This window comes from Janthinobacterium goodfellowi (genome assembly GCF_051380695.1).
Lineage (GTDB): Bacteria > Pseudomonadota > Gammaproteobacteria > Burkholderiales > Burkholderiaceae_D > Janthinobacterium.
This window is the reverse complement of record NZ_JBNYXN010000001.1, coordinates 1,040,856-1,064,553: the sequence shown is the minus strand read 5'-3', so window position 1 is coordinate 1,064,553 and position 23,698 is coordinate 1,040,856. Positions and strand designations below refer to the sequence as shown.

24 protein-coding genes are annotated in these 23,698 nt (G+C 61.8%); 9 read left to right on the top strand and 15 right to left on the bottom strand.

The window, feature by feature from the left end; genetic code table 11:
* Positions 1-21 precede the first annotated feature (21 nt).
* The 9 genes from ACQ4WQ_RS04855 to ACQ4WQ_RS04815 all read right to left on the bottom strand — a co-directional run bounded on the left by ACQ4WQ_RS04855 (position 22) and on the right by ACQ4WQ_RS04815 (position 7,424).
* The gene (locus ACQ4WQ_RS04855; RefSeq protein WP_436495038.1) at positions 22-552 is read right to left on the bottom strand and encodes a hypothetical protein; all 531 of its coding nucleotides are present in this window, start codon (positions 550-552) and stop codon (positions 22-24) included.
* Between the two features lie 120 nt (positions 553-672).
* Entirely contained in the window at positions 673-1,923 is a 1,251-nt protein-coding gene (fabF, locus tag ACQ4WQ_RS04850; RefSeq protein WP_326455852.1) for a beta-ketoacyl-ACP synthase II, read from the bottom strand.
* 29 nt (positions 1,924-1,952) lie between these two features.
* Positions 1,953-2,192, bottom strand: coding sequence for an acyl carrier protein (gene acpP / locus ACQ4WQ_RS04845; protein ID WP_008449912.1), 240 nt, complete (start codon positions 2,190-2,192; stop codon positions 1,953-1,955).
* 178 nt (positions 2,193-2,370) lie between these two features.
* Positions 2,371-3,114 carry a 3-oxoacyl-ACP reductase FabG gene (fabG, locus tag ACQ4WQ_RS04840; RefSeq protein WP_034749638.1) on the bottom strand — a complete coding sequence of 248 codons (744 nt, stop codon included), beginning with the start codon at positions 3,112-3,114 and terminating at the stop codon, positions 2,371-2,373.
* 49 nt (positions 3,115-3,163) lie between these two features.
* Positions 3,164-4,105: an ACP S-malonyltransferase gene (gene fabD, locus ACQ4WQ_RS04835; RefSeq protein ID WP_436495036.1), complete on the bottom strand. Its 942-nt coding sequence runs from the start codon at positions 4,103-4,105 to the stop codon at positions 3,164-3,166.
* Positions 4,106-4,137: 32 nt separating this feature from the next.
* Positions 4,138-5,136 (bottom strand): beta-ketoacyl-ACP synthase III, encoded by a 999-nt coding sequence (locus ACQ4WQ_RS04830; protein ID WP_436495034.1) that lies wholly within the window; start codon positions 5,134-5,136, stop codon positions 4,138-4,140.
* Between the two features lie 15 nt (positions 5,137-5,151).
* Entirely contained in the window at positions 5,152-6,219 is a 1,068-nt protein-coding gene (gene plsX / locus ACQ4WQ_RS04825) for a phosphate acyltransferase PlsX (RefSeq protein ID WP_102294926.1), read from the bottom strand.
* Positions 6,220-6,429: 210 nt separating this feature from the next.
* A complete protein-coding gene (rpmF, locus tag ACQ4WQ_RS04820; RefSeq protein ID WP_034749653.1) occupies positions 6,430-6,612 on the bottom strand; it encodes a 50S ribosomal protein L32 in 183 nt (60 codons plus the stop codon).
* Between the two features lie 314 nt (positions 6,613-6,926).
* A complete protein-coding gene (locus ACQ4WQ_RS04815; protein WP_436495032.1) occupies positions 6,927-7,424 on the bottom strand; it encodes a YceD family protein in 498 nt (165 codons plus the stop codon).
* 223 nt (positions 7,425-7,647) lie between these two features.
* Between ACQ4WQ_RS04815 and ACQ4WQ_RS04810 the strand changes: the two genes are divergently transcribed.
* Together ACQ4WQ_RS04810 and ACQ4WQ_RS04805 are read left to right on the top strand one after the other, a co-directional pair.
* Entirely contained in the window at positions 7,648-8,256 is a 609-nt protein-coding gene (locus ACQ4WQ_RS04810) for a Maf-like protein (protein WP_436495030.1), read from the top strand.
* A gap of 18 nt (positions 8,257-8,274) precedes the next feature.
* Positions 8,275-9,024 carry an SAM-dependent methyltransferase gene (locus ACQ4WQ_RS04805; RefSeq protein WP_436495028.1) on the top strand — a complete coding sequence of 250 codons (750 nt, stop codon included), beginning with the start codon at positions 8,275-8,277 and terminating at the stop codon, positions 9,022-9,024.
* 79 nt (positions 9,025-9,103) lie between these two features.
* Here the strand turns inward: ACQ4WQ_RS04805 and ACQ4WQ_RS04800 are convergent, their stop codons facing one another.
* A complete protein-coding gene (locus tag ACQ4WQ_RS04800; protein WP_092714677.1) occupies positions 9,104-10,021 on the bottom strand; it encodes a 23S rRNA (adenine(2030)-N(6))-methyltransferase RlmJ in 918 nt (305 codons plus the stop codon).
* Positions 10,022-10,298: 277 nt separating this feature from the next.
* On the opposite strand from ACQ4WQ_RS04800, the gene ACQ4WQ_RS04795 reads away from it, so the two are divergent.
* Entirely contained in the window at positions 10,299-10,727 is a 429-nt protein-coding gene (locus tag ACQ4WQ_RS04795) for a thioredoxin family protein (RefSeq protein WP_436495025.1), read from the top strand.
* Between the two features lie 6 nt (positions 10,728-10,733).
* Here the strand turns inward: ACQ4WQ_RS04795 and ACQ4WQ_RS04790 are convergent, their stop codons facing one another.
* Together ACQ4WQ_RS04790 and ACQ4WQ_RS04785 are read right to left on the bottom strand one after the other, a co-directional pair.
* Complete coding sequence (locus ACQ4WQ_RS04790) at positions 10,734-13,007, bottom strand: xanthine dehydrogenase family protein molybdopterin-binding subunit (RefSeq protein WP_436495023.1); 2,274 nt, start codon at positions 13,005-13,007, stop codon at positions 10,734-10,736.
* A 10-nt stretch (positions 13,008-13,017) separates the two neighbouring features.
* Positions 13,018-16,143 carry a sensor domain-containing protein gene (locus ACQ4WQ_RS04785; protein WP_436495021.1) on the bottom strand — a complete coding sequence of 1,042 codons (3,126 nt, stop codon included), beginning with the start codon at positions 16,141-16,143 and terminating at the stop codon, positions 13,018-13,020.
* Positions 16,144-16,404: 261 nt separating this feature from the next.
* On the opposite strand from ACQ4WQ_RS04785, the gene ACQ4WQ_RS04780 reads away from it, so the two are divergent.
* On the top strand, positions 16,405-16,911 hold the full coding sequence (locus ACQ4WQ_RS04780) for a DUF1993 domain-containing protein (RefSeq protein WP_071322895.1): 507 nt from the start codon (positions 16,405-16,407) through the stop codon (positions 16,909-16,911).
* A 167-nt stretch (positions 16,912-17,078) separates the two neighbouring features.
* Here ACQ4WQ_RS04780 and ACQ4WQ_RS04775 read toward each other — a convergent pair whose 3' ends face one another.
* Together ACQ4WQ_RS04775 and ACQ4WQ_RS04770 are read right to left on the bottom strand one after the other, a co-directional pair.
* Positions 17,079-17,273: a DUF1289 domain-containing protein gene (locus ACQ4WQ_RS04775; RefSeq protein WP_070223900.1), complete on the bottom strand. Its 195-nt coding sequence runs from the start codon at positions 17,271-17,273 to the stop codon at positions 17,079-17,081.
* Positions 17,273-17,845, bottom strand: a complete 573-nt coding sequence (locus ACQ4WQ_RS04770) for a DUF1415 domain-containing protein (RefSeq protein ID WP_101484633.1) — start codon at positions 17,843-17,845, stop codon at positions 17,273-17,275. The genes ACQ4WQ_RS04775 and ACQ4WQ_RS04770 overlap by 1 nt, the downstream gene beginning before the upstream one ends.
* Positions 17,846-18,184: 339 nt before the next feature.
* Between ACQ4WQ_RS04770 and ACQ4WQ_RS04765 the strand changes: the two genes are divergently transcribed.
* The 5 genes from ACQ4WQ_RS04765 to ACQ4WQ_RS04745 all read left to right on the top strand — a co-directional run bounded on the left by ACQ4WQ_RS04765 (position 18,185) and on the right by ACQ4WQ_RS04745 (position 23,147).
* The gene (locus ACQ4WQ_RS04765; protein ID WP_326459402.1) at positions 18,185-19,594 is read left to right on the top strand and encodes a transglycosylase SLT domain-containing protein; all 1,410 of its coding nucleotides are present in this window, start codon (positions 18,185-18,187) and stop codon (positions 19,592-19,594) included.
* A gap of 95 nt (positions 19,595-19,689) precedes the next feature.
* Positions 19,690-20,478 carry an enoyl-ACP reductase FabI gene (gene fabI / locus ACQ4WQ_RS04760; RefSeq protein WP_436495018.1) on the top strand — a complete coding sequence of 263 codons (789 nt, stop codon included), beginning with the start codon at positions 19,690-19,692 and terminating at the stop codon, positions 20,476-20,478.
* 72 nt (positions 20,479-20,550) lie between these two features.
* A complete protein-coding gene (locus ACQ4WQ_RS04755; RefSeq protein WP_326459404.1) occupies positions 20,551-20,823 on the top strand; it encodes a hypothetical protein in 273 nt (90 codons plus the stop codon).
* 5 nt (positions 20,824-20,828) lie between these two features.
* A complete protein-coding gene (locus ACQ4WQ_RS04750; protein WP_326459405.1) occupies positions 20,829-21,350 on the top strand; it encodes a helix-turn-helix transcriptional regulator in 522 nt (173 codons plus the stop codon).
* Between the two features lie 390 nt (positions 21,351-21,740).
* Positions 21,741-23,147 carry a DEAD/DEAH box helicase gene (locus ACQ4WQ_RS04745; RefSeq protein WP_077406752.1) on the top strand — a complete coding sequence of 469 codons (1,407 nt, stop codon included), beginning with the start codon at positions 21,741-21,743 and terminating at the stop codon, positions 23,145-23,147.
* Between the two features lie 87 nt (positions 23,148-23,234).
* Here ACQ4WQ_RS04745 and ACQ4WQ_RS04740 read toward each other — a convergent pair whose 3' ends face one another.
* Complete coding sequence (locus ACQ4WQ_RS04740) at positions 23,235-23,693, bottom strand: acyl-CoA thioesterase (RefSeq protein ID WP_034750191.1); 459 nt, start codon at positions 23,691-23,693, stop codon at positions 23,235-23,237.
* Positions 23,694-23,698 lie beyond the last annotated feature (5 nt).

The window sequence follows — 23,698 nt, the reverse complement described above, 5'->3', positions numbered from 1 at the left end:
AGTTCAGTGCTCATCCCACTTTTATTCGTCCCCACTCCGCGCCGCAATGGCCCGGCACGCCACGGCCAGCGGACGGAAGGCGGGGCAACCGTCGCCGCGCAGCACCAGCAGCTGCGTGCGCCGCCCTGCGGCATCGGCCAGGCACAGCACCAGCAGCGACGGCCACAGGGTTGAGCCCGGCAACAGGCGCAGTCCTGACGGCTGCGACGGCCCCGGGCCGGGCGGTTCCGCCCCTCCGGCGGCATCCGTCCGCGACGCCCCGCCACGCTCCAGATATACCGCCAGCCGCAATTGGCCGACCGGCGAAATATCAAGCGCCTGCGGCTTTCTGCGCCTGCGCAGCAAAGCGAGCAAAAACACGCCGCCAGCCGCACTCAGCACCGCACCGGGCCAGCCCAGCGCATAAGCGCCCACCAGCTGGCCAGGCACCGCCGCAGCGCGCCATGCGCCGCTCAAGGGCCAGGCAACCAGCAAGGCGCACAGCCCCAGCACCGCTTGCAACAGGCGCAAACAGACAGGCGTGCGAATGACAGCCGCTACCGCGATCGACATACTTCATGGGAAAAAAAGGCGCGCCGGCACCATGCCGGGCAAATTCAGGCGCCAACGAACGTTGGCGCCGAATCAGCGCTCACTACGATTTGACCGTAGCGAGCGCTTGAAAGTTCCTGCTTATTTCGCTTTACCGAAAATCAATGTGCCATTCGTGCCGCCGAAGCCGAACGAATTCTTCACTGCATAATCGATCTTCATATCACGCGCCGTGTTGGCACAGAAATCGAGATCGCAAGCCGGATCCTGGTTGAAGATGTTGATGGTCGGAGGCGACACCTGATGGTGCAATGCCAGGACCGTAAACACCGCTTCCAGACCGCCCGCGCCGCCCAGCAAATGGCCCGTCATCGATTTCGTCGAGTTGACGACCAGATTCTTGGCGTGCTCGCCGAAGGTGCGTTTGATGCCCATCACTTCCGCCACGTCGCCTTGCGGGGTCGACGTGCCGTGCGCGTTCAGGTACTGAATCTGATCCGCGTTCAAGCCGGCGTTGTTGAGGGCCGCGATCACCGATTTGCTGCCGCCGCTGCCATCTTCCAGCGGCGAGGTCATGTGATAAGCATCTGCGCTCATCCCGAAACCATGCACTTCGGCATAGATCTTGGCACCACGGGCTACCGCGTGCTCGTAGTCTTCCAGCACCATGACGCCAGCGCCCTCGCCCAGCACGAAGCCGTCGCGGTCGGCATCCCACGGACGCGATGCCGTTGCCGGATCGTCGTTGCGGGTCGACAAGGCGCGTGCCGAGGCGAAACCGCCCAGGCCCAGCGGCGACACGGTCGATTCGGCGCCACCGGCGATCATGACGTCGGCATCGCCGTACTCGATCATGCGCGCTGCGGCACCGATGCTGTGCAAACCGGTGGTACACGCCGTCACGATCGCCAGGTTCGGGCCCTTCAGACCATATTTGATCGAAAGGTTGCCAGAGATCATGTTAATGATCGAGGCAGGCACGAAAAATGGCGAGATACGGCGCGGACCGCGCTTTTCGTACTCGGACTTGGTTTCCTCGATCAGCGGCAAGCCGCCGATACCGGAACCGATGATCACGCCGATGCGCTCGGCATTTTCCTCGGTCACTTCCAGGCCGGAGTCCTGCATCGCCTGGATGCCCGCAGCCATGCCGTAATGGATAAAGGTATCCATATGGCGGGCTTCCTTACCGGAGATGTAATCTTCGATATTGAAGCCTTTGACTTCACCGGCAAAATGCGTGGTGAATGGCTGTGCATCAAACTTGGTAATCGTGGCAATGCCGGATTTACCTTCAATGATTGCGCCCCACGCCTCGGCAATAGTATTGCCGACAGGTGAAACGCAGCCCAGGCCGGTTACAACAACACGACGGTTTTTAGAACGGCTCAAGCGATTCTCCTGAAGTCGGTCAGACAGGCTTAGGCCTTGACGTGTGCAGTGGCGTAGTCGATCGCCTGTTGCACGGTGGTGATTTTTTCAGCTTGTTCGTCAGGGATTTCCATTTCGAATTCGTCTTCCAGGGCCATGACCAGTTCCACGGTGTCCAGGGAATCGGCGCCGAGATCGTCGACGAAGGAGGATTCGATTTTGATGTCTGCTTCTGCAACGCCCAGTTGCTCAGCGACGATTTTCTTAACGCGTTGTTCGATATCCGACATGTTATGGCTCCAAAGTGTGTGTTACGGAAAGTGCGCGCATTTTATCAGGTTTGCGCGTCCGAATACTAATTTCGGTGTCTGCTGCTAATTCGACCGAAGCTGCTGCTAAAAGATGCGATTATAGACAAAAACGGCCGTTGAATCATGCCACAAACGCCCGCCCCGTCTACCTTTCACATCAATTCATGTACATTCCGCCGTTCACGTGCAGGGTCGTGCCCGTGATATACGCCGCTTGCGGCGAGGCCAGAAAGGCTACCGCTGCCGCCACGTCTTCCGGTTTGCCCAGGCGGGACAGGGGAATTTGCGTCAACAGGGCCGCGTGCTGCTCTTCGCTCAAGGCCTTGGTCATGTCGGTATCGATGAAGCCCGGGGCGATGCAGTTCACGGTAATGTTGCGGCTGCCGATTTCACGCGCCAGCGCGCGGCTCATGCCTTCCACGCCGGCCTTGGCCGCCGCGTAATTCATTTGCCCCGGATTGCCCGACGACGCCACCACCGACGTGATATTAATGATACGCCCAGTTTTGGCTTTCATCATGCCGCGCAGTACGGCGCGCGACAGGCGGCCGACGGCCGACAGGTTCGTCGAAATGACGCTGTCCCACTCTTCATCCTTCATGCGCATGGCCAGCTGGTCTTGCGTGATGCCCGCATTGTTGACCAGGATAGACAGGCTGCCGTAGGTTTTCTGCACTTCATCGACGACGGCCGCGCAGCGCGCCGCATCGGTCACGTTCAGGACCAGGCCCTTGCCCGTGACGCCTTCGGCGGCCAGGTAATCGGTGATCGCTTGCGCGCCGCTTTCCGAGGTGGCGGTGCCGACGACGGTAGCGCCCTGCTTGCCCAGTTCGGTGGCGATGGCGCGGCCGATGCCGCGCGAGGCGCCCGTGACCAGCACGACTTGATTTGCTAAATTCATGAGTATCCTTAAAAGCAACCGCGGCAGGCAGGCTGCCGCGATCTGATGTTTATTTGAGCTGCGTCAAAATGCGTTCCAGCGAGGCCTGGTCGACGATGGCGTCGCCCACCAGCACGGGATCGATGCGCTTGGCCAGGCCCATCAGGACCTTGCCCGGACCGCATTCGATCACTTGCGTGATGCCCTCAAGAGCCACTTTCTGCATCGTTTCCACCCAGCGTACAGGGCTGGCCGCCTGGCGCACGAGGGCATCCTTGATGCCGGCCACGTCGTTGACGATGGCCACGTCGACGTTGTTGATCAGGGCGATCTGCGGCGCGGCGAACGTCAGGCCGGCCATGTACTCGCGCAGGCGGTCCGATGCCGGCTTGAGCAGCGACGAGTGGAATGGCGCGGAAACGGGCAGCTTCATGGCGCGCTTGGCGCCCTTGGCCTTGGCCAGTTCGCAGGCGCGCTCGACGGCCGCCGTGTGGCCGGCGATGACGACTTGCGCTGGCGCATTGAAATTGACGGGCTCGACCACCAGGGCCGGGTTTTCCGCCGCCGCTTCCGCACAGGCGGCGCGCACGTCGTCGTCCGACAGGCCCAGCACGACAGCCATCGTGCCCTGCCCTACCGGTACGGCTTCCTGCATGGCTTGCGCGCGGAAACGCACGAGCGGCACGGCATCCTTGAACGAGATCACGCCGGCGGCGACCAGCGCCGAATATTCACCGAGGCTGTGACCGGCCACAACCGTCGGCGCGGGGCCGCCGGCCGCCAGCCAGGCGCGGTAGAAGGCCACGGCCGCCGTCAGCATCACCGGTTGCGTGTTGGTGGTCAGGTCCAGTTCTTCCTTCGGACCTTCGGCGATCAGCTTGCCCAGGTCGAATTGCAGGGCGTCCGACGCTTCGGCGACGGTCTGCGCCACCACGGGGTTGCCGGCGAAACCATCGAGCATCGCAATCGCTTGCGAGCCTTGGCCTGGGAAAACAAATGCAAATTGTGTCATGTCGACTCCGTTTTTTTAATAGTGTTGCGGGATTACATGCGCGCCAGCACGGCGCCCCAGGTAAAGCCGCCGCCCACGCCTTCCATCATGACGTTGTCGCCCTTCTTGACCCTGCCATCGCGCACGGCGATGTCGAGCGCCAGCGGGATCGAAGCGGCCGAGGTGTTGCCATGCTGGTCGACGGTGACGACCATCTTGTCCAGCGGCAAACCGAGTTTCTTGGCCGTGCTGTTCATGATGCGGATGTTCGCCTGGTGCGGGATCAGCCAGTCGATCTGGTCCGAGGTCATGTTGGCGTGCGCCAAGGCTTCGTGCGCGACCTTTTCCAGCACGGACACGGCCAGCTTGAACACGGCCGGGCCATCCATGTACAGGAAGGCGCTGCCGGCCAGCGCGCCACCGGCCAGGCTGCCCGGCACGCTGAGGATGTCCGAGTGGCGGCCGTCCGCGTGCAGCTTGGTGGCCAGGATGCCCGGCTCTTTCGACGCCGTCATGACGATGGCGCCGGCGCCGTCGCCGAACAGCACGCAGGTGCCGCGGTCGTCGAAATTGAGGATGCGCGAAAACACTTCGGCGCCGATCACCAGCACGTTTTTATGCATGCCCGACTGAATGAAACTGTCGGCCGTGGCCACCGCATACACGAAACCGCTGCAGACGGCTTGCACGTCGACGGCGGCGCAATTGTTCGTGATGCCCAGCTTGTTTTGCACGATGCAGGCGGTGCTGGGGAAGCTGCCGAAGAAATCGGGGGTCGAGCTGGCGACGATGATCAGGTCCAGGTCGTTGCCGTTCAGGCCCGCCATGTCCAGGGCCTTTTTGGCCGCTTCCACGCCCAGGTCCGAGGAATTTTGCGACGGCGCCGCATAATGGCGCGCCGAAATGCCGCTGCGCGACACGATCCATTCATCCGACGTCTCGATGCCCTTGGCGGCAAGCTGTTCGGTCAAATCCTGGTTGGTGACGCGTTTCTCCGGCAAGTAGCTGCCGGTACCGATAATTTTGCTGTAAGTTTTGCTAAAAACAGTCATGCAAATACCCGTCCACTAAATGGTAGAGCTTGTTGATGTAGGTTCGTCCGGTACTGGCGTGCGCGGCATCAGCTCGGCGATCAGGCTGGCCAGATGCGCTTGCACGTCATTTTTTGCCGCATCAAAGGCGCGGCGCAAGGCCCATTCAAACGAATAGGCATCGGCGCTGCCATGGCTCTTGAAGACGAGACCACGCAAGCCCAGCAGGCTGGCGCCGTTGTAACGCGATGGATTCAAGCGGTTGCCGATGGCTTTCAGGGCCCCGCGGGCGATCAGCGCGCCCAGCATGGTAATCGGATTGCGCTTGAATTCGGAAGTGAGCACGTCTTTCATGAAGCGCGCCAGGCCTTCGATGGCTTTCAGGGTCACATTGCCGACAAAACCGTCGCAGACGACGATATCGGTCGTGCCCTTGAAGATATCGTTGCCTTCCACGTTGCCGTAGAAGTTCAGCGCGCCACGCTCGTGGTCGGCCTGCAGCAGCTTCGAGGTGAGTTTCACCACTTCATTGCCCTTGATATCTTCCGTGCCCACGTTCAGCAAGCCGATCGTGGGGCGGGCGATACCTTCCATGGCGGACACGAGCACGGAACCCATGATGGCGAACTGGTGCAGGTGATGCGGTTCGCAATCGACGTTGGCGCCCAGGTCCAGCATGTAGGTCGGGCCGTTCTTTTGATTCGGCAAGATGCTGCAGATGGCCGGGCGGTCGACGCCGGACATGGTTTTCAATACATAGCGCGACACGGCCATCAGGGCTGCCGTATTACCGGCGGAGACGGAGGCTTGCGCGACGCCGCTCTTGACCTGTTCGATGGCCACGCGCATGGAGGAATCCTTCTTGCGGCGCAGGGCCACTTCCAGGGGATCATCCATGGTAACTTGTTCGGAGGCATGCAATACCGACAGGCGCGGATGCGTGTCGGCTTTATGTTTTTTCAGTTCGGCACGAATCACGTCTTCCAATCCAACAAGGATCAGTTCGGCTTCAGGCTCATGTTTTACGAAGGAAATTGCTGCGGGGATAGTGACTGAGGGACCGTGATCTCCGCCCATACAGTCGATAGAAATTTTGATTGTCATTTGTGTTGATTCAATACCGCTGCGGGCGTGCGGCAAGATGTGAATCGGACTGGAGCATATGCAGGGCGCAGCATGTCATGCACCGCCTGAGCAAGCTTGATTCAAAATGACGGGTGCGCAAGATGAATTGCAGCCGATAAAAAAGAAGAAGCGGCGCCACGCCGAATAACCACGCAACACCGCTTTCATCTTACCCAACAAAAACGTCGATTACTCGTCGTTTTTGGTCTTCAACACTTTACGGCCACGATAGAAGCCGTTAGGGCTGATATGGTGACGCATGTGTGTTTCGCCGGTAACTGGCTCGACGCTCAATTGCGGCGCGACCAGGAAGTCGTGCGAACGGTGCATGCCGCGCTTGGAAGGGGTTTTCTTGTTCTGTTGAACTGCCATGATGACTCCTAATACATAAGTTCTAAAATTTTAGCACAATCGATTGGCAAATACATGCGAATCGAGTATCCCAGCGGCAAAGACTACCCGAAAATAGCCCGGACCGACATCGTTTATTACAATTACATTTCACTACACTTGCCATACTCGATTACTACACGCGTTTGACACGTTCTTTACAGGAAGCATAAAAAACCTGCTGCGCTTCCCGCTATCGCCTCGGCGTTGCTCAGCGTACCTTCGTACGCTTGCGCTACTCAAGACGATATCGGGCCGCTCGCTACGGTTTTTTAAGGCTTCCTTTCTTACACTACTTATTCTGGCTTCAAGTCTTTCAGTGCCGCAAACGGCGACTTCTTTTCAGACTTGAGAGCATCGAGCTGCGCCGTATCGGGGCAGACGTCGTGTTTGGGTACCTGCGGCAGGGCCAGCAAGGCTTCATCTTCGATCAGGGCCGCGGCATCCATGCTGCGGCTGCCGACGATCACGTCGATCGATTCATCGTTGATGATTTCTTCGATCTCGTCCGCGTGCTCGTCATCCTTGCCCAGCATCAGAGTGGTCGTCGAATCAATTGCGTAAGCATACGGAGTCAGGCAGCGCTGGCAAACCAGCTGAACGGTGCCGTTGACCGACAAGGTCAGTTGTGGGTAGCCCAGCTTGCTGGTGCCGCCGACGATCTTCCAGGCGATCTCGCCGGAACTATCTGCACAATCCTTGGTCAACCGGGTCATTTCAGCGACAGGAGTTACACCCTCGCGGCTCCCGCTGATACGACAAAAATCAAAGGCGTCGATCACAAAAGCATTCATTGGTAGAAAATTTCCCCGGAAAACCTGCGATAATAACAGGGTTTTTAGCACGGAGTCAAAGGCTAAGCATCTTTTTTGACGCAATCATTGCCATCAACATGACATATTCATCAACACCGTCATGCCGCATGGGGCCTCAGTTAGAGGCTCTGCGCCCTGGAATTTGCGTGAAATTCCACTGACATCGACCAGCGCGGCCATGCCGGCCGCCATCCACTACCGAATGATACCAACTTCCGCCCCATTGCGCTTGATTCTTGCATCGAGTTCGACCTACCGCAAGGAATTGCTGGAACGCCTGCGTCTGCCTTTCGAGGTGGCCGTGCCCGATCTCGATGAAAGCCCCCTGCCAGGCGAAAGCCCCAGCGCCACGGCCCTGCGCCTGGCCCAGGCCAAGGCGCAGGCCGTGCTCGACCGCTATCCTGGCAGCCTCGTCATCGGCTCCGATCAGGTCGCCACCCTGGACGGCGCGCAGATCGGCAAGCCCGGCAACCATGACTACGCCCTGCGCCAGCTGCAAACCATGCGCGGGCGCCAGACCGTGTTCCACACGGCACTGTGCCTGCTGGATGGCCGCCAGACGCCGGCCGTGGCGCAGGTGGAAGATATCCAGACCCTCGTCACCGTGCGCGACTTGCCCGATGCCGAGCTGGACGCCTACCTGCGCATCGAACAGCCGTACGACTGCGCCGGCAGCGCCAAGAACGAAGGCCTGGGCATCGCCCTGCTCGAACGTATCGACAGCACCGACCCGACCGCTCTCACCGGCTTGCCGCTGATCGCCCTTACCGGCATGCTGCGCAAGGCGGGTGTGGCGTTTTTCATCATTTAAATTACCGACAAAAAGAATATGACCGGCACCCTGTACCTGATTCCCAACCACCTCGGCCTGTCCGACGGCGCCATCGACCCGCTGGCCCGCATCATTCCCGAGCAAGTACGGCAGATCACCTCGCAACTCGATTATTTCGTTGCGGAAAATGCCAAGACGGCGCGCGCCTTCCTGAAATTGATCGGCAACCAGCATCCGCTGGCCAGGCCGCTGCAGGAAATCATGATTTCCGAACTGAACGTCAATACCCCGGCGCAAGCGCTGGCCGGCTTGCTGGCACCGCTGCTGGCCGGACGCGATGCGGGCCTCGTGTCGGAAGCGGGCGTGCCCGCCGTGGCCGACCCAGGCGCCGACCTGGTGCGTCTGGCGCATCAGCACGGCATCAAGGTACGCCCGCTGGTGGGCCCGTCGTCGATCCTGCTGGCCGTGATGGCCAGCGGCTTGAACGGCCAGAGCTTCGCCTTCAACGGCTACCTGCCCACGGACGCGGCCCTGCGCGCCAAGCGCATCAAGGAATTGGAAAGCCGGTCGCGCAATGAAAAGCAAACCCAGCTGCTCATCGAAACACCGTACCGCAACGCCGCCATGCTGGAAGCCCTGGTGACGCAATGCGCGCCATCGACCCTGATCTGCGTCGCCACCGACCTGAGCCTGGACTCGGAAAGCGTGCAGACGTGGAATGGCGGACAGTGGAAGAAACAATTGGCCGCCGGCAAGGCACCGGACTTCCACAAGAAACCGACCGTGTTCTTGCTGCTGGGACAGTAATCCGTCGCCAGCCAATAAAAAACGCCACGGTCGACTGCACCGTGGCGTTTGTATTACCTCACTACCAAGCCGAGCATGACTACACTCTTCTTGTTCCAGTATTTTTCTGCCCGCCCTTGCCCGTTTCCAACACAAACTTCGCGCCATCGTCGCGGCCCAGTACCTTCACCAGGTAGGGCATGACTTCGCGCAGCATCGGCTCCAGCGTGTATGGCGGATTCAAAATGAACATGCCGCTGCTGTGCAAGCCGAAACCGTCCGGCGACGGCGTGTTGACGGTCAGGGTCACGTGCAGCCAATCCGAGCTGGGCAGTTGCTTGAGCTTGTCGGCGAACTGGCGCGATTCCATGCGCTGCAGCACCGGGTACCAGACGGCGTACATGCCCGACGGGAAGCGCACGAGGGCGTCGGCCAGGGTGTCCTTGACCTTGCGGTAATCCATCTTGTCTTCATATGGCGGGTCGATCAGCACCAGCGCGCGGCGCGATGGCGGCGGCAGCAGGGCTTTCAGGCTCTGGAAGCCGTCGGCCTTGGTGATGAGTACGCGCTTGCCGCGCACGGTAGGACGCTCGCCCTGAGCCAGCGCATGCGCCTCGACCTTGCGGAAGTTGTCAGCCAGAATCTTGGCATCGGCGGGATGCAGCTCGAACAGGCGCAGACGGTCTTGCTCACGGCTGACCTTGTCGGCGCAGTACGGCGAACCCGGGTAGTAGCGCATCTTGCCGCTCGGATTCATTTCCTTGATCAGCTTCATGTACTCGGCCAGCGAGGCCGGCCAGTCCGTGCGGTCCCACAGGGGCGCGATGCCCGTTTCGTACTCGGCATTTTTCGAGGCATAACCGCCGTCGAGCGCATACACGCCCGCGCCGGAATGGGTATCGATATAACTATAGGCGGTATCTTTTTGATTCAGATATTGCAACAACTGAATCTGCACATAATGTTTCAACACATCGGCGTGATTACCCGCGTGAAAGGCGTGGCGGTAACTCAACATAAGCTGGCTAATTCCATAATAAAAATAAACAAAGGCGGGAGCGCTGACACCGGGCAGGGCATGAAAACAGACTGGAGGGGGTCAGGCTGCGGGGCCAGGAAACAGCATGGACCAGCGTAATCAGCGCGCAATTATCAGCATTATCCACCAGAAAGGTGTATTGCATCAAAAAACACCCATAAACAAGCTCATGCATTCTCGGGACCGCGGGGGCCGGGCGCGGTAGAATACGCGCATCGGGCGCCCCGCGCCCATCAGCCTACTAATATATACAGCCATGCACAGCCTGACCCTCACGACCGATAACCGCGCCGACGTCGCGGCAGCCCTGGCCGGCCCGCGCTGGACGGTGGCTTGCCTGTGCGCGCTGTGGTGCGGCACTTGCGGCAGCTACCGCGCCACGTTCGAGGAACTGGCCGCGCGCCACCCGGATACCGTCTTCGTCTGGATCGACATCGAAGACCAGGCCGACGTGGTGGGCGATCTCGACATCGACAACTTCCCCACCCTGCTGATCCAGCGCGAGGATAACGTGGCCTTCTTCGGCACCGTGCTGCCCGATGGCGGCCTGGCGCACCGCATGGTGCAGGCGCAGCAGGCGCTCAGCGCCGAGGAACTGGCGGCGCTGGCCAGCAGCACGCAGGAACGGCGCGACTGGCAGCGCGACTGCAATCTGCGCCACTTACTGGCCACCGCGCTGGCCTGATCCGCATCAAGCCAGGCGCAGCGGCAGGCTGCGCAGCCGCTTCCCCGTCAAGCTGAACACGGCGTTGGCCACGGCTGGCGCGATCGGCGGCGTGCCCGGCTCGCCCACGCCTTCCGGATGCTCGGCGCTGGCGATGATGACGGTTTCCACCTCGGGCGTTTGCCCCATGCGCAGCACGGGATAGTCGTGGAAGTTGCTCTGCTCGACTTTGCCATCCTTGAAGGTGATCTCGCCGCCCAGCGCCGCCGACAGGCCGAACAGCACGGCCGACTCCATCTGCTGGGCGATGATGTTCGGATTGACGGCGATGCCGCAATCGATGGCGCACACGACGCGCTGCACGCGGATCTCGCCGTTTTCCACCGATACCTGCGCCACTTGCGCCACGATGCTGCCGAACGACTGGTGCAGGGCCGCGCCATGCGCATGGCCGGGCGGAGGAGTGCCCGCCTTGGCCACCGCCGCGTCGAGCACGGCCAGGTGGCGCGGATGGTTCACCAGCATGGCGCGGCGGAAGGCGATGCCGTCCTGTCCCGCCGCATGCGCGAGCTCGTCGATAAAACTTTCCTTGAAGAATGCATTGTGCGAGTGCCCGACCGAGCGCCAGTAACCGACCGGCACGGCACTGTCGGCGATCACGTGGGCGATGCGCTGGTTGGCGATTTCATACGGCATGTCGAATTCGCCTTCGGCCGTGGTCTTGTCCGGCCCCGCACCGGGCAAGCCGAAATTGCGCTGCAGAAACTGGTGCGTGATGGAGCCGCTGACGGATTTATTGTCCCAAGACGCGATGCGGCCGTGCTCGTCGAGACGGGCCGCGAAGCGGGCCAGCGCGGCGGGACGGTACATATCGTGTGCCGTGTCCTGTTCGCGCGTCCATACCAGCTGCACGGGCGCGCCGTCGCACTGCAGCGCGATGGCCACGGCTTGCGCGATCATATCCACTTCCAGGCGGCGGCCGAAACCGCCGCCGAGCAGCAGCACCTCGATGGCCACGTCTTTCGCATCGACGCCGGCCACCTTCGCCGCCACGTCGACGGCGATGCCGGGCGCCTGCGTCGAGACCCACAGCATCACCTTGCCATTTTTCACCTGCGCGGTGCAGTTGACGGGTTCCATGGCGGCGTGCGCAAGGAACGGCGCGCGGTACTCGGCGCTGACCTGCCGCATGCCCTGCACGGCCTTGCTTTCCACCTCGCCGCTGGCGTGGTAGGCATGGCCCGCTTCGGCATCCAGCAGGCGGGCAAACTCCGCATACACGGCGGCGCTGGACAAGTTCGCCTGCGGGCCCGCCTTCCACTGCGTCGGCAAGGCGGCGGCCGCCTGTTTGGCGCGCCACCAGGTATCGGCCACCACAGCGGCGCAAGACACGCTGCGCTGGGCCAGCTGCGGCGTCAGGTCCAGCACCTTTTTAACGCCGGGCATGGCCAGGATGGGCACCGCATCGAACGCGGCCAAAACATCCCCCAGGCGCGGCGGCAGATGCAGGGCCGCGTACAGCATGCCGGGCGGGCGCGCATCGATGCCGAAACGCGCGCTGCCATTGACTTTGGACGGCGTGTCGCGGCGCGGCGCCGGCTGGCCGATCAGTTTGAAATCCTTGGGCGACTTCAGCACGGGCGTGCCCGGATCGATGGCGGCGGCGCGCTGCGCCAGGCTGGCGTAGCTGGCACGGCGGCCGTGCGGGTGGAGCACGTCGCCATTTTCCGTGCGGCATTGCGCGGCCGGCACCTGCCACTGCGCGGCGGCAGCTTGCAGCAGCATGGCGCGCGCGCAGGCGCCCGCCTCGCGCATGGGGCCCCAGCCATCCTTCACGCTCGACGAGCCGCCCGTGACGATCACGCCCAGTTCGCGCGCCGCCTTGGCCACCGTCCACTGCGCCAGCGCTTTCAAGCGGCCCTGGTCATCGGGGTGGAACGGCAGGCTGTCCTTGAGCATGGCGACATTGCCGAAGATCTTGTCCATCGGCGCCTGGATCAGCTTGACGCTGGACAAAGGCACGTCGAGCTCCTCGGCCACCAGCATGGGCAAGGCCGTGTGCACGCCCTGCCCCATCTCGCTGCGCGGCATGGCCAGCAGCACCGTGCCGTCCGATTGAATCGCCAGCCAGCCGTTCAGGGCCACGGCGCCATCGTGCAGCGGCAGCGGCGCGCTGCCGTGCAGGCGCTGGCGCGGCGGCAGCACGCCCCAGCCCAGCACCAGGGCGCCCACGCCGGCCACGCCGAGGCCGAGGCCGCCGAGCAGGAATCGGCGGCGCGACGGGGAGGAGTGTGCGGCCATGGGCTATCCTTTATAGAGGTGAGTGATCGATCCAGCGCTCCAGCATATCCTGTGCCAGCACCGGGCGGCTATAAAAATATCCTTGCGCCAGCTTGCAGCCGTGGCGCAGCAGGAAGGCCGCCTGCTCTTCCGTCTCCACGCCTTCGGCGATGACGGACAATTGCATGCTCTTGCCGAGCTGGATGATGGCAATCGCAATCGCCTCGTCGTTGACGTCCGTCGAGATATCCTTGATGAAGGAGCGGTCGATCTTCAGGGTCTGCACGGGCAGCTGCTTCAGATACGCGAGCGACGAGTAGCCGGTGCCGAAATCGTCGATGGCCAGGCCCACGCCAATCGCGTGCAAATCGTTGATGAAACCCAAGGCATCGCCCGTGTTCATGATCACCGATTCCGTCACTTCCAGCTGCAGCCGCTGCGGCTCCAGGCCCGTTTCCTTCAGGATGTCGGCCACCATGCCGGCGATGCTGCCCCGCTCGAACTGCTTGACGGACAGGTTGACGGCCATCTTCGGCACGTGCAAGCCCTGCGCCTGCCAGCGCATCATCTGGCGGCACGCTTCGTCGAGCACCCATTTGCCCAGCTGGTTGATGAAACCGCTGTCCTCGGCCAGCGGAATGAAGCGCGCGGGAGGCACCAGGCCCAGTTCCGGGTGGTTCCAGCGCACCAGCGCTTCGACGCCGACCAGGCGGCCCGTGTCGATTTCCACCTGCGGCTGGTAATTGAGGAACATCTCGTTCTTTTCCAGCGAACGGCGCAAAAAGGTTTCCAGGCGCAGGCGCTCGACGCCTTCGCCCGTCATCGACGGCGCATAGAAGCGGTAGCCGTTGCGCCCGCGCGCCTTGGCCTGGTACATGGCCACGTCGGCGTTGCGGATCAGCATGTTCAAGTCCAGCGCATCGTCCGGATACAGGCTGATGCCCACGCTGCAGGTGACGAACAGCTCGTGGTCGGCCACCGTGAACGGCTGGTCGAACATGGTCATCAGCTTTTCCGCCACCTGCGTCGCGCCATACTCGCCGTCGACGCCCTCGAGCAGCACGATGAACTCGTCGCCGCCCAGGCGCGCCAGGGTATCGCCTTCGCGCAGGCGGGCCGCCAGCTGGCCGGCCACCTTTTGCAGCAATTCGTCGCCCACATGGTGGCCCAGCGTGTCGTTGACGTTCTTGAAGCGGTCCAGGTCGATGAACAGCACGGCCAGCTGCTCCTGGTCGCGCGCGGCGCGCAGCAGCGCGTGCTGCAGGCGGTCGTGGAACAGCAGGCGGTTCGGCAGCGCCGTCAGCGGATCGTGGTGGGCCATGTGGTCGAGCTTTTCCTGCGACTCCTTGACCAGCGTGATATCGCTGAACACGCCCACGTAATGCGTCGTGTCGGCGCGCGCGTCGCGCACGGCGCTGATGGTCAGCCACTCCAGGTAGACTTCGCCGTTCTTGCGCTGGTGCCAGATTTCGCCGCGCCAGAAGCCGCTGGACTTCAGCTCGTTCCACATGGCCTCGTAAAATTCTGTGTCATGGCGTGCCGAGCGGTTCAGCGAAGAATGCCGGCCCAGCGCTTCCGCCTCGCTGTAACCCGTGATCTGCGTGAAGGCGGGATTGACGGTGACGATGATGCCGCTGGCATCGACCACCATCACGCCGTCGGCGATGTGTTCGAGCACGGTGGCCGACAGGCGCAGCTTTTCCTCCGCTTCCTTGCGCGCCGTGATATCGGCATACACCCAGATGCTGCCTTCGTTCGGGCGCAGCGGATCGAGCGCGCAGCCGCTGACGAGCGCCCAGAACAGGCTGCCGTCGCGGCGCTTGTACTGGCGCTCCTCGCTGAAGTCGGCGCCCGTCGCCAGGGCCGGATACTGGCGCTCGCCCGCCTCTTCGAAGTCATACGAGGTCATGAACACGATGGCGGTCGAATTGCCCGTCATCTCGGCATGGCCGTAGCCAAACAGCTCCTCGCAGCGGCGGTTGACGGAAATGATGCGGCGGTGGCGCACGAACATCACGCCGAACATCACGTTGTCGAGAATGGCGCTCTGTTCCGTGAGCAACGCTTCGATACGCATCTCGTGGTGCTTGCGCTGGCTGATGTCGGCAATGATGCCATCGACCCAGATGACGCCCTGCTCGCCCGCCTGCGGCTGGCCATTTTCGGCCACCCAGCGCTCGATGCCGAAAGCGTCGACGATCCGGTATTCCAGCGCATACGGCCGCACGTCGGCCACCGCCTGGCGCACGGCGCGGCGGTGCTCGCGGCGGTCTTCCGGACAGATCAGGTCGACCCAGGCATGCGTGGTGCCGCGCATGAACTGGCGCGCCGAATAGCCGGAAATCTCTTCGATGGCATCGCTGACGAAATCGATGGGACCGTCGGGCCGGTAGCGGAAGACGGCGCCCGGCACCTGCGTGACGATGGTGCGGAAACGTTCTTCGCGCTGGCCCACGTCCTCGAACAGCTGGCCGATGGCCGCGCGCATTTGCTCGAGCTGGGCCGTCAGGCGCCCCAGCTCGTCATTGCTGTGCGAGGCCAACGGCGTGTCGAAATCGCCGTGCGACAGGCGGTCGGAAAAGCGCGTCAGGCGGCGCAAGGGTTTGAGCAGGCGGCGGTTCAGGAACAGCACGATCAGCGCCATCGACACGGCCAGCTGCGCGCCCAGCACGAAAATATAGGAGATCTGCTTTTCGCGCAGCTCCTGCTGGCTGCGCGCGTCGTCCATCTCGACGACGATGTGGCCGATGCGTTCGCCGCGCACGAGGATATCGCGCTCGGCGCGGTACAGATTGCCCACGGGCCGCTGCGGCGCCTGCAGGCGGATGAATTCCGTGTCGCCCTGCCCCAGCACCTTCACCAGCAGCACGGCGCGGTCGCGCATCACCGATTCGACCAGCGAATGGGCCGATTCCGCATTCATGTTCCACAGCGACTCCTGCATGCCCAGCGCCAGGATGTCGGCATTGCGCTGCAAGGCCTCGTTCAGACTGGTGCGCGCCGACTGGCGTTCATGCACGCCGACCAGCACATAGCTGCCGAAGATGGCGGGCACGACCAGGCCGCCAAACACCACCAGCAGCAGGGCGCCATAGATCGACGAGCCGTACAGCACGCGCAGGCTGGCGCGCAGGCGCTGGTAAGGTGAATTAAACATGCGGCAACAGGGCAACAGGGATCAGGCGGGCGATCATCGAACTTTACAGGGGAATTCAGGTGACAAGGCGGGAAGAAACTTTTTCAAGAGCAATTATGCATGGAAAAAGCGGGGAAAGTCACCAATAAACACGTGTCGGCATCCAGGTCATGCTATATAGACAGGCTTGAAAAACCACACGTGGGCCGGCGCGCCCGGGCGGCGCCAGCAGAAAAGCGCGCGGCTTGCTATCATCGCGCCACTTTACCTAGAGGAACCACCATGACCTTCTCCATCTACTCCGCTTCGATCCCCGTCTTCAAACAGATCCTGGGCAGCCTGGCCGCCATCCTGGACAAGGCGGAAACGCACGCGCAAGACAAGAAAATCGACCCGAACGCCCTGCTGCAATTCCGTTTATTCCCGGACATGCTGCCGTTCGTGCGCCAGATCCAGATCGCCACCGACTTCGCCAAAGGCTGCGGCGCGCGCCTGGCCGGCGTGGCCGTGCCGCCGTATGAAGACAGCGAACAGAGCTTTGCGGAACTGAAAGCGCGCATCGTGAAAACCATCGCCTTCCTGGAAAGCCTGCCGCAAGCGGACATCGACGGCAGCGAAACGCGCGCCATCACCACCGGCAGCGGCGAAAAGACCAAGCATTTCACAGGCCAGACCTATCTGTTCCACTACGCGCTGCCGCACTTCTTCTTCCACGCGACGACGGCGTACGACATCCTGCGCCACAATGGCATCGAAGTGGGCAAGAAGGATTTTATCGGCAGTTTCTGAGACGCATAAGCAAATCTACTGCGCGGCGCGCTTTGCGGCCTGCGATGCTCGCCGTACTAAAGTACGGCTGCGCTTCTTAGCCACAAATCATCGCCGCTCGCTACGATTTGCTTAAGCGTCGACGCTTTGGAGTAATACCGCTTGATATTGCTCTATTGCGTCGCTATTTAAGTATTCCGGCGCGGATACCCCTGCGCCAGGATGCGCACCCACACCACTTCCTTCTCCTCGTCCGTCATCGACACCCAGTGGGCCACTTCCACCACGGTGCGGCCGCAGCCGCGGCAGATTTCATCGAAGGTCGTCGAGCACACAGCCACGCAGGGCGTGTCTGGACGCGGCGGCAATTCCTTGTCACCCATCAGGATACCTTCGGCAAGCCGAGTTTTTCCCAGCCTTCGACGCCCAACGCTTCCAGCGTGGCAATATTCTTGTCGAAAATTTCGGACGCTTCCGGGAATGCCTCGACGGCGCGCTCGATGCTGTCTTCGCGCAGCAAGTGCAGCGTCGGGTAGGGCGAGCGGTTGGTGTAGTTGCTGATGTCGTCCTCGAACGTCTCGGCAAACTGGTAATTCGGGTGGAAACTGGCCACCTGCAGTTCGCCGGCCAGGTGCATGTCTTCCACGGCCGCGTCGGCCACATCGAGGAACTCGTTGTAGTCGAGGAAATCGTTCAGGGTGTACGGGTGGATCAGCAGGGTCGTGTCGATCTGCTCGGGGTCCGTGTCGGCCAGGGTTTGCAGCTCGTCCATCAGCATTGCCAGCAAATCTTCCGGATTGCTCGATTCGCACACGACATAGCGGATCTGCTTCTTGACGTGCACGGCCTTGGCGAACGGGCACAGGTTCAGGCCGATCACGGCCTTTTCCAGCCAGGCGACGGTATTGGCGATGATGACGGCGTTGTCGTCGTCGTGGCGCGGCGGGGTGTTCATATACTTGACTCTCTATCAATAAGGCGGCCGGCAGCCGAATGGCCGGCCAAAGCCAAATTGTACGCACTCTTTGCGCAGTCTCATACCGGACCGCTGCCAAGCTTGCGCCAGCCTCCACGCCATGTATGCTATAACAGCGGCCGAATCACGCATTGGGCAAATTAAATTTGCAATAATGACAGCATTTGCGAATGGAAACCCAGCCGTTTCCTGCTTATTGCCGCTTATTTCCTGTCATCATGCTGACATAATTCTTGACTCCGGCATGTGGATATACGTACACTCGCAGCTTGATCATGGGTCTGTCCGATGTTTCTCCGACGACAACAATGGAACACTATGCACGAAAACTCCTTTAAATCTATCGTCCTGGCGGCGTTGGCCCTGGCGCTTGCGCCCGCCCTCAGCCAGGCGTACGAAGCCGGTGTTGAGAGCGATAACGCGCCAGTCGCCGCCACCACGCCGGCCTTGATCCCGATGACCGCCCAGGTCACGGCGAAACTCCCCACCCTCGACAACCGCCTGCAAAAGACCGACCGTCTGCTGAAAAACCTCAGCGACAATTCCGATCCGCTGCGCGAAGCCGACGTCTGGGGCCGCATCCGCAGCGGCTATGCGATTCCCGACATCAACAACCAGCTGGTCGCCAACCACGTCAACTGGTACGCCACCCGCCCCGACTACATCGCCCGCACCACGGCGCGCGCCTCGCGCTACATCTTCCACGTGGTGCAGGAACTGGAAAAGCGCGGCATGCCGACGGAGCTGGCCTTGCTGCCGTTCATCGAATCCGCCTTCAACCCGCAAGCGTTTTCCAGCGCCAATGCGGCCGGCATGTGGCAATTCGTGCCCGCCACGGGGCGCGATTTCAACCTCAAGCAAAACATGTTCAAGGACGAGCGCCGCGGCGTGCTGGCCTCGACCGATGCGGCCCTGACGTACCTGCAGCGCCTGTATGACATGTTTGGCGACTGGCAACTGGCCCTGGCCGCCTACAACTGGGGCGAAGGCTCGGTGCAGCGCGCCATCAAGAAAAACCAGGCGCTGGGCAAACCGACCGACTTCGAAAGCCTGGCCGACCTGATGCCGGCCGAAACGCGCAACTACGTGCCCAAGCTGCAAGCGGTCAAAAACATCATCGCCAATCCGGCCCAGTTCGGCCTGACCCTGCCCGTGGTCGACAACCAGCCCTACTTCACGGCCATCGACAAAACCAGCGACATCGACATCACCGTCGCCGCCCAGCTGGCCGAACTGTCGATGGATGAATTCAAGGCCTTGAATCCGCAATTTAACCGCCCCGTCATCATCGGCGGCGAAAAGACCAAGATTCTGTTGCCCCAGGAAAACGCCGCCAAGTTCACCACCAACCTGGCGCAATGGGGCCATGCATTGTCGAGCTGGACCACGCACAAGATCACCAATGCGCGTGAACGCATCGAAACCCTGGCGTCGAAATTCGGCACCACGGCCGACGTGCTGCGCCAGGCCAACAACATTCCCCAGCGCACCAGCCTGCGCGCGGGCTCGACCATCCTCGTGCCGAAAACCTCGGCCACGATGAATAACGACATCACCCAGGAAATCGCCGACAGCGCCACCATGCTGCTGGAAGCGGACCGTCCTGAACGGGCCGCCAAAGCACTGCGCCGCGCTGCCAAGGGCGGCAAGGTGCAGGCCGCGCCAATTTCCCTGGTGAAACCACGCATCCAGCGCGGCGGCAACCACCGCGCCAAGGCCCGACACTGATCGCCTGATCTGTATAGAGCTACCTCGCCGGCCGCCACAGCATTGCTGTCGCGGCCGGTTGCACATCCGCCCCACCTATCCAGACAGGAGTCGTCATGGCTTTCTTGCAAGGCAAAAAAATCCTCATCACGGGCTTGCTGTCGAACCGCTCCATCGCCTATGGCATCGCCAAGGCTTGCCACCGCGAAGGCGCGACCCTCGCCTTCACGTACGTGGGCGAACGCTTCAAGGAGCGCATCACGGAGTTTGCGGCCGAATTCGGCAGCGAACTGGTGTTCGACTGCGACGTGTCCAGCGATGAACAGATCAGCGCCGTCTTCAGCGACCTGGCCCGGCACTGGGAACATCTGGATGGCCTCGTGCACGCCATCGGTTTCGCGCCGCGCGAGGCGATCGCGGGCGACTTCCTCGACGGCTTGTCGCGCGACAGCTTCCGCATCGCGCACGACATTTCCGCCTACAGTTTTCCCGCCATGGCCAAGGCCGCCCTGCCCCTGCTGCAGCCGGGCGCGTCGATCCTGACCCTGACCTACCTGGGCGCCGTGCGCGCCGTGCCCTACTACAACACCATGGGCCTGGCCAAGGCGTCGCTGGAAGCATCCGTACGTTACCTGGCCGAGTCGCTGGGCCCGCGCGGCATCCGTGCCAACGGCATTTCCGCCGGCCCCATCAAGACCCTGGCCGCCTCCGGCATCAAGGATTTCAGCAAGTTGCTGGGCTTCGTCGCCGAGCACGCCCCGCTGCGCCGCAACGTCACCATCGAAGAAGTCGGCAACACGGCAGCCTTCCTGCTGTCCGACCTGGCGTCGGGCATCACGGGCGAGATTACCTACGTCGATGGCGGCTTTTCACAAGTGATGGCCGTCAATCCCGAAGTAGAGTAAGGCGGTGATGGCCGATATTCTTCGGTTGTCACTTGACAACCGTGAATTATCGACCTACATTGGAGGCATCACATGGCGCGCTCCCCGCATCCGAAGAAGGAAATCGAAGCGGCGCTGCGCCACGCGGAAAGCCAGGGCTGGCGCGTGGAAACGGGCGGCAGCCATGCCTGGGGCAAGATATATTGTCCCTACAACGACGGTGGCTGCCGCTGCGGCGAATTCTGCATCGCCTGCATCTGGAGCACGCCGAAAAATCCCGGCAACCACGCGCGGGCGATCCGTCGGGTGGTAGATAATTGCACTTTCAACAAGCTGATGCACGACTGCATGCAACGCAAGGGATAGCCATCATGGATTACATCTTTACGCTCAAGTACCGCCTGCCCGACCACGAAACCGACCTCGACGCGCTGGCCGAGCGCCTGGGCGGCGGCGGCTGCGACGACGCCCTGGCCGGCATCGGGCAAGCGGGACGCCTGGCGCTGGAATTCACGCGCGAGGCCAGCAATGCCAACGCAGCGCTGCTCAGCGCCCTGGCCGACGTCAAGGCCATCGTGCCCGAGGCCGTGCTGGTCGAGGCCGCGCCCGACTTCGTGGGCCTGACGGATGTGGCGCAGGTACTGGGCCTGTCCCGGCAAAACCTGCACAAGCTGATGAACAAGCACCGCCACAGCTTCCCCGTGCCCGTGCATGAGGGCAGCGCCACCATCTGGCACCTGGCCGACGTACTGGCGTGGCTGAAAGCAAAGGGAACGTATCGGCTGGAACGCAGCCTGGTCGAACTGGCGCAGGTCACCCGGCAAATCAATCTGGCCAGGGAAACGCAACAGGCGCCGCCGCTGCCCGCCGACATCGTGGCCATGCTCAACTAAACGGACGAAACCTACGTATTTATACTGATATCAGATAGGAAACACCGACAAAACGTGGTAGGACTTGCCTTACTTCCCGGTTTCTTCCCATTTAGGCCGTGCAAAACGGCGGCAAATACGGTATAGTGTCGTTGTGCGCTGCAATATGTTCCCTTGAAGCGATGGCAACACCGCAGTCATGCACTACAAACTTAGCAGCTTCGCAAGCCTTAGCGCATCCACAGGATGCCGCTTATAAAGCCCTCCCGCCTTGTGTGTCGCACCTGACACCGTCCCGGCGCAAAGCTTTTGTGCCGAAATTTCTTTCTAGTTGAGTCATTTCGTTTTGGTTGGCGTTGCTATTTTGCGTTCTGCTTTTTGCAAGAACGCTGATTTTTACGAAAGAAAAGAATGACATTTGAATCCTTAGGCCTGCATCCGTCCATCATCGCCGCTCTGACCGAATCGGGCTACACCGCGCCAACCGCGGTACAGTCGCAAGCGATTCCAGCCGCGATTGAAGGCCGTGACCTGCTGGTCTCGTCGCAGACCGGTTCGGGCAAGACCGCAGCTTTCATGCTGCCGTCGCTGCACAAACTGGCCAGCGCCGAACAAAGCGCTGCCGGCAAGACGCCAAACCAGGAAATGCAAGCATCGCGCGCCCGCGGCGAGCGTCCACGCTTCAAGGCTGCCCAGCCAAAAATGCTGGTGCTGACGCCAACGCGCGAACTGGCCCTGCAAGTGACCACCAATACCGACAAGTACAGCACCGGCATCCGCCGCATCAAGGCTGTGTCGATCCTGGGCGGCATGCCTTACCCGAAACAGATGCAATTGCTGGCCAAGAATCCTGAGATTCTGGTCGCGACCCCTGGCCGTCTGATCGACCACATGGATTCGGGCAAGATCGACTTCTCGCAACTGGAAATCCTGGTGCTGGACGAAGCCGACCGCATGCTGGACATGGGTTTCATCGACGACATCGAAAAGATCGTCGAAGCGACGCCGGAAGGCCGTCAAACGATGCTGTTCTCGGCAACGCTCGATGGCGTGGTCGGCAACATGGCCCGTCGCATCACGAAAAACCCGCTGGTCATCCAGGTGGCAAGCTCGAGCAACAAGCATGAAAACATCACCCAGCGCGTCCACTTCGTCGACGATCTGTCGCACAAGAATCGCCTGCTGGATCACCTGCTGCGCGATGAAACCCTGGACCAGGCTGTCGTGTTCACCGCCACCAAGCGTGACGCCGACACCATCGCCGACCGTCTGAACATCGCCGGTTTCTCGGCTGCGGCCTTGCACGGCGACATGCATCAGGGCGCGCGTAACCGCACCCTGGACGGCATGCGCCGCGGCCAGGTCAAGGTGCTGGTTGCCACCGACGTTGCCGCCCGCGGTATCGACGTGCCGACGATTACCCACGTGTTCAACTACGATCTGCCGAAGTTCCCGGAAGACTACGTCCACCGCATCGGCCGTACCGGCCGCGCTGGCCGCAATGGCCTGGCCATCTCGCTGGTGAACCACGCTGAAGGCATGAACGTCAAGCGTATCGAACGCTTCACCAAGCAATTGATCCCGGTCAATGTCATCGAAGGTTTCGAGCCGAAGAAAACGGCATCGGCACCACGTTCGAGCGCCCGTCCAGGCGGCTGGAAACCAGGCGACAACCGCGGCGGCGCGAAGCCAGGCCAGCGCACGTTCAGCAAGCCGGGCGCACCACGCAAGGACGGCGCACCGAGCACCGGCGGCGGCTACAAGGGTTCCAACCCGCGCAGCACCGACGGCGCACGCCGCAGCTACGGCGACCGTTAATCACGGCGCCATGCCGCCAGCAGGCGGCAGGCAATAAAAAAACGGCCACCAGAGCGATCTGGCGGCCGTTTTTTATGCCGATTGCGTTTACTTCTTCGACACTTTCTGGCGCGACAGCTTGCGCAGCTTGGCTTGCTCGAAGCGCGCATGCTGCTCCGGCGTCTCGAGCACCAGCGGCGGCACGGCCACCGGCTTGCGGTTGGCGTCCACGGCCACCATCGTGAAATAGCAGCTGTTGGCGTGGCGTACCAGGCGCTGCTGGATGTTTTCCGTTACCACGCGGATACCCACTTCCATCGACGTCGTGCCCGTGTAATTGATCGAGGCCAGGAACGTCACCAACTCGCCCACGTGGATAGGCTGCAGGAACATCACCTGGTCCACGGACAAGGTCACCACGTAGCTGCCCGAATAGCGGCTGGCGCAGGCGTAGGCGACGCTGTCGAGATATTTCAGGATGGTGCCGCCGTGCACGTTGCCGGAAAAGTTGGCCATATCGGGCGTCATCAAGACCGTCATCGTCAGTTCGTGGGCCGACCAGTTCATCGCGC

Excerpts from the sequence above, each read along its gene's own strand:
- ACQ4WQ_RS04745 (WP_077406752.1), top strand. The coding sequence starts at position 21,741 with ATGACATTTGAATCCTTAGGCCTGCATCCGTCCATCATCGCCGCTCTG.
- ACQ4WQ_RS04770 (WP_101484633.1), bottom strand. The coding sequence starts at position 17,845 with ATGAACACCCCGCCGCGCCACGACGACGACAACGCCGTCATCATCGCC.
- ACQ4WQ_RS04755 (WP_326459404.1), top strand. The coding sequence starts at position 20,551 with ATGGCGCGCTCCCCGCATCCGAAGAAGGAAATCGAAGCGGCGCTGCGC.
- ACQ4WQ_RS04795 (WP_436495025.1), top strand. The coding sequence starts at position 10,299 with ATGCACAGCCTGACCCTCACGACCGATAACCGCGCCGACGTCGCGGCA.
- rpmF (WP_034749653.1), bottom strand. The coding sequence starts at position 6,612 with ATGGCAGTTCAACAGAACAAGAAAACCCCTTCCAAGCGCGGCATGCAC.
- ACQ4WQ_RS04815 (WP_436495032.1), bottom strand. The coding sequence starts at position 7,424 with ATGAATGCTTTTGTGATCGACGCCTTTGATTTTTGTCGTATCAGCGGG.
- fabI (WP_436495018.1), top strand. The coding sequence starts at position 19,690 with ATGGCTTTCTTGCAAGGCAAAAAAATCCTCATCACGGGCTTGCTGTCG.
- ACQ4WQ_RS04785 (WP_436495021.1), bottom strand. The coding sequence starts at position 16,143 with ATGTTTAATTCACCTTACCAGCGCCTGCGCGCCAGCCTGCGCGTGCTG.
- ACQ4WQ_RS04800 (WP_092714677.1), bottom strand. The coding sequence starts at position 10,021 with ATGTTGAGTTACCGCCACGCCTTTCACGCGGGTAATCACGCCGATGTG.
- fabD (WP_436495036.1), bottom strand. The coding sequence starts at position 4,105 with ATGACACAATTTGCATTTGTTTTCCCAGGCCAAGGCTCGCAAGCGATT.
- ACQ4WQ_RS04855 (WP_436495038.1), bottom strand. The coding sequence starts at position 552 with ATGTCGATCGCGGTAGCGGCTGTCATTCGCACGCCTGTCTGTTTGCGC.
- acpP (WP_008449912.1), bottom strand. The coding sequence starts at position 2,192 with ATGTCGGATATCGAACAACGCGTTAAGAAAATCGTCGCTGAGCAACTG.
- ACQ4WQ_RS04810 (WP_436495030.1), top strand. The coding sequence starts at position 7,648 with ATGATACCAACTTCCGCCCCATTGCGCTTGATTCTTGCATCGAGTTCG.
- ACQ4WQ_RS04790 (WP_436495023.1), bottom strand. The coding sequence starts at position 13,007 with ATGGCCGCACACTCCTCCCCGTCGCGCCGCCGATTCCTGCTCGGCGGC.
- ACQ4WQ_RS04750 (WP_326459405.1), top strand. The coding sequence starts at position 20,829 with ATGGATTACATCTTTACGCTCAAGTACCGCCTGCCCGACCACGAAACC.
- plsX (WP_102294926.1), bottom strand. The coding sequence starts at position 6,219 with ATGACAATCAAAATTTCTATCGACTGTATGGGCGGAGATCACGGTCCC.
- ACQ4WQ_RS04740 (WP_034750191.1), bottom strand. The coding sequence starts at position 23,693 with ATGAACTGGTCGGCCCACGAACTGACGATGACGGTCTTGATGACGCCC.
- ACQ4WQ_RS04830 (WP_436495034.1), bottom strand. The coding sequence starts at position 5,136 with ATGACTGTTTTTAGCAAAACTTACAGCAAAATTATCGGTACCGGCAGC.
- ACQ4WQ_RS04765 (WP_326459402.1), top strand. The coding sequence starts at position 18,185 with ATGCACGAAAACTCCTTTAAATCTATCGTCCTGGCGGCGTTGGCCCTG.
- ACQ4WQ_RS04780 (WP_071322895.1), top strand. The coding sequence starts at position 16,405 with ATGACCTTCTCCATCTACTCCGCTTCGATCCCCGTCTTCAAACAGATC.
- fabG (WP_034749638.1), bottom strand. The coding sequence starts at position 3,114 with ATGAATTTAGCAAATCAAGTCGTGCTGGTCACGGGCGCCTCGCGCGGC.
- ACQ4WQ_RS04805 (WP_436495028.1), top strand. The coding sequence starts at position 8,275 with ATGACCGGCACCCTGTACCTGATTCCCAACCACCTCGGCCTGTCCGAC.
- ACQ4WQ_RS04775 (WP_070223900.1), bottom strand. The coding sequence starts at position 17,273 with ATGGGTGACAAGGAATTGCCGCCGCGTCCAGACACGCCCTGCGTGGCT.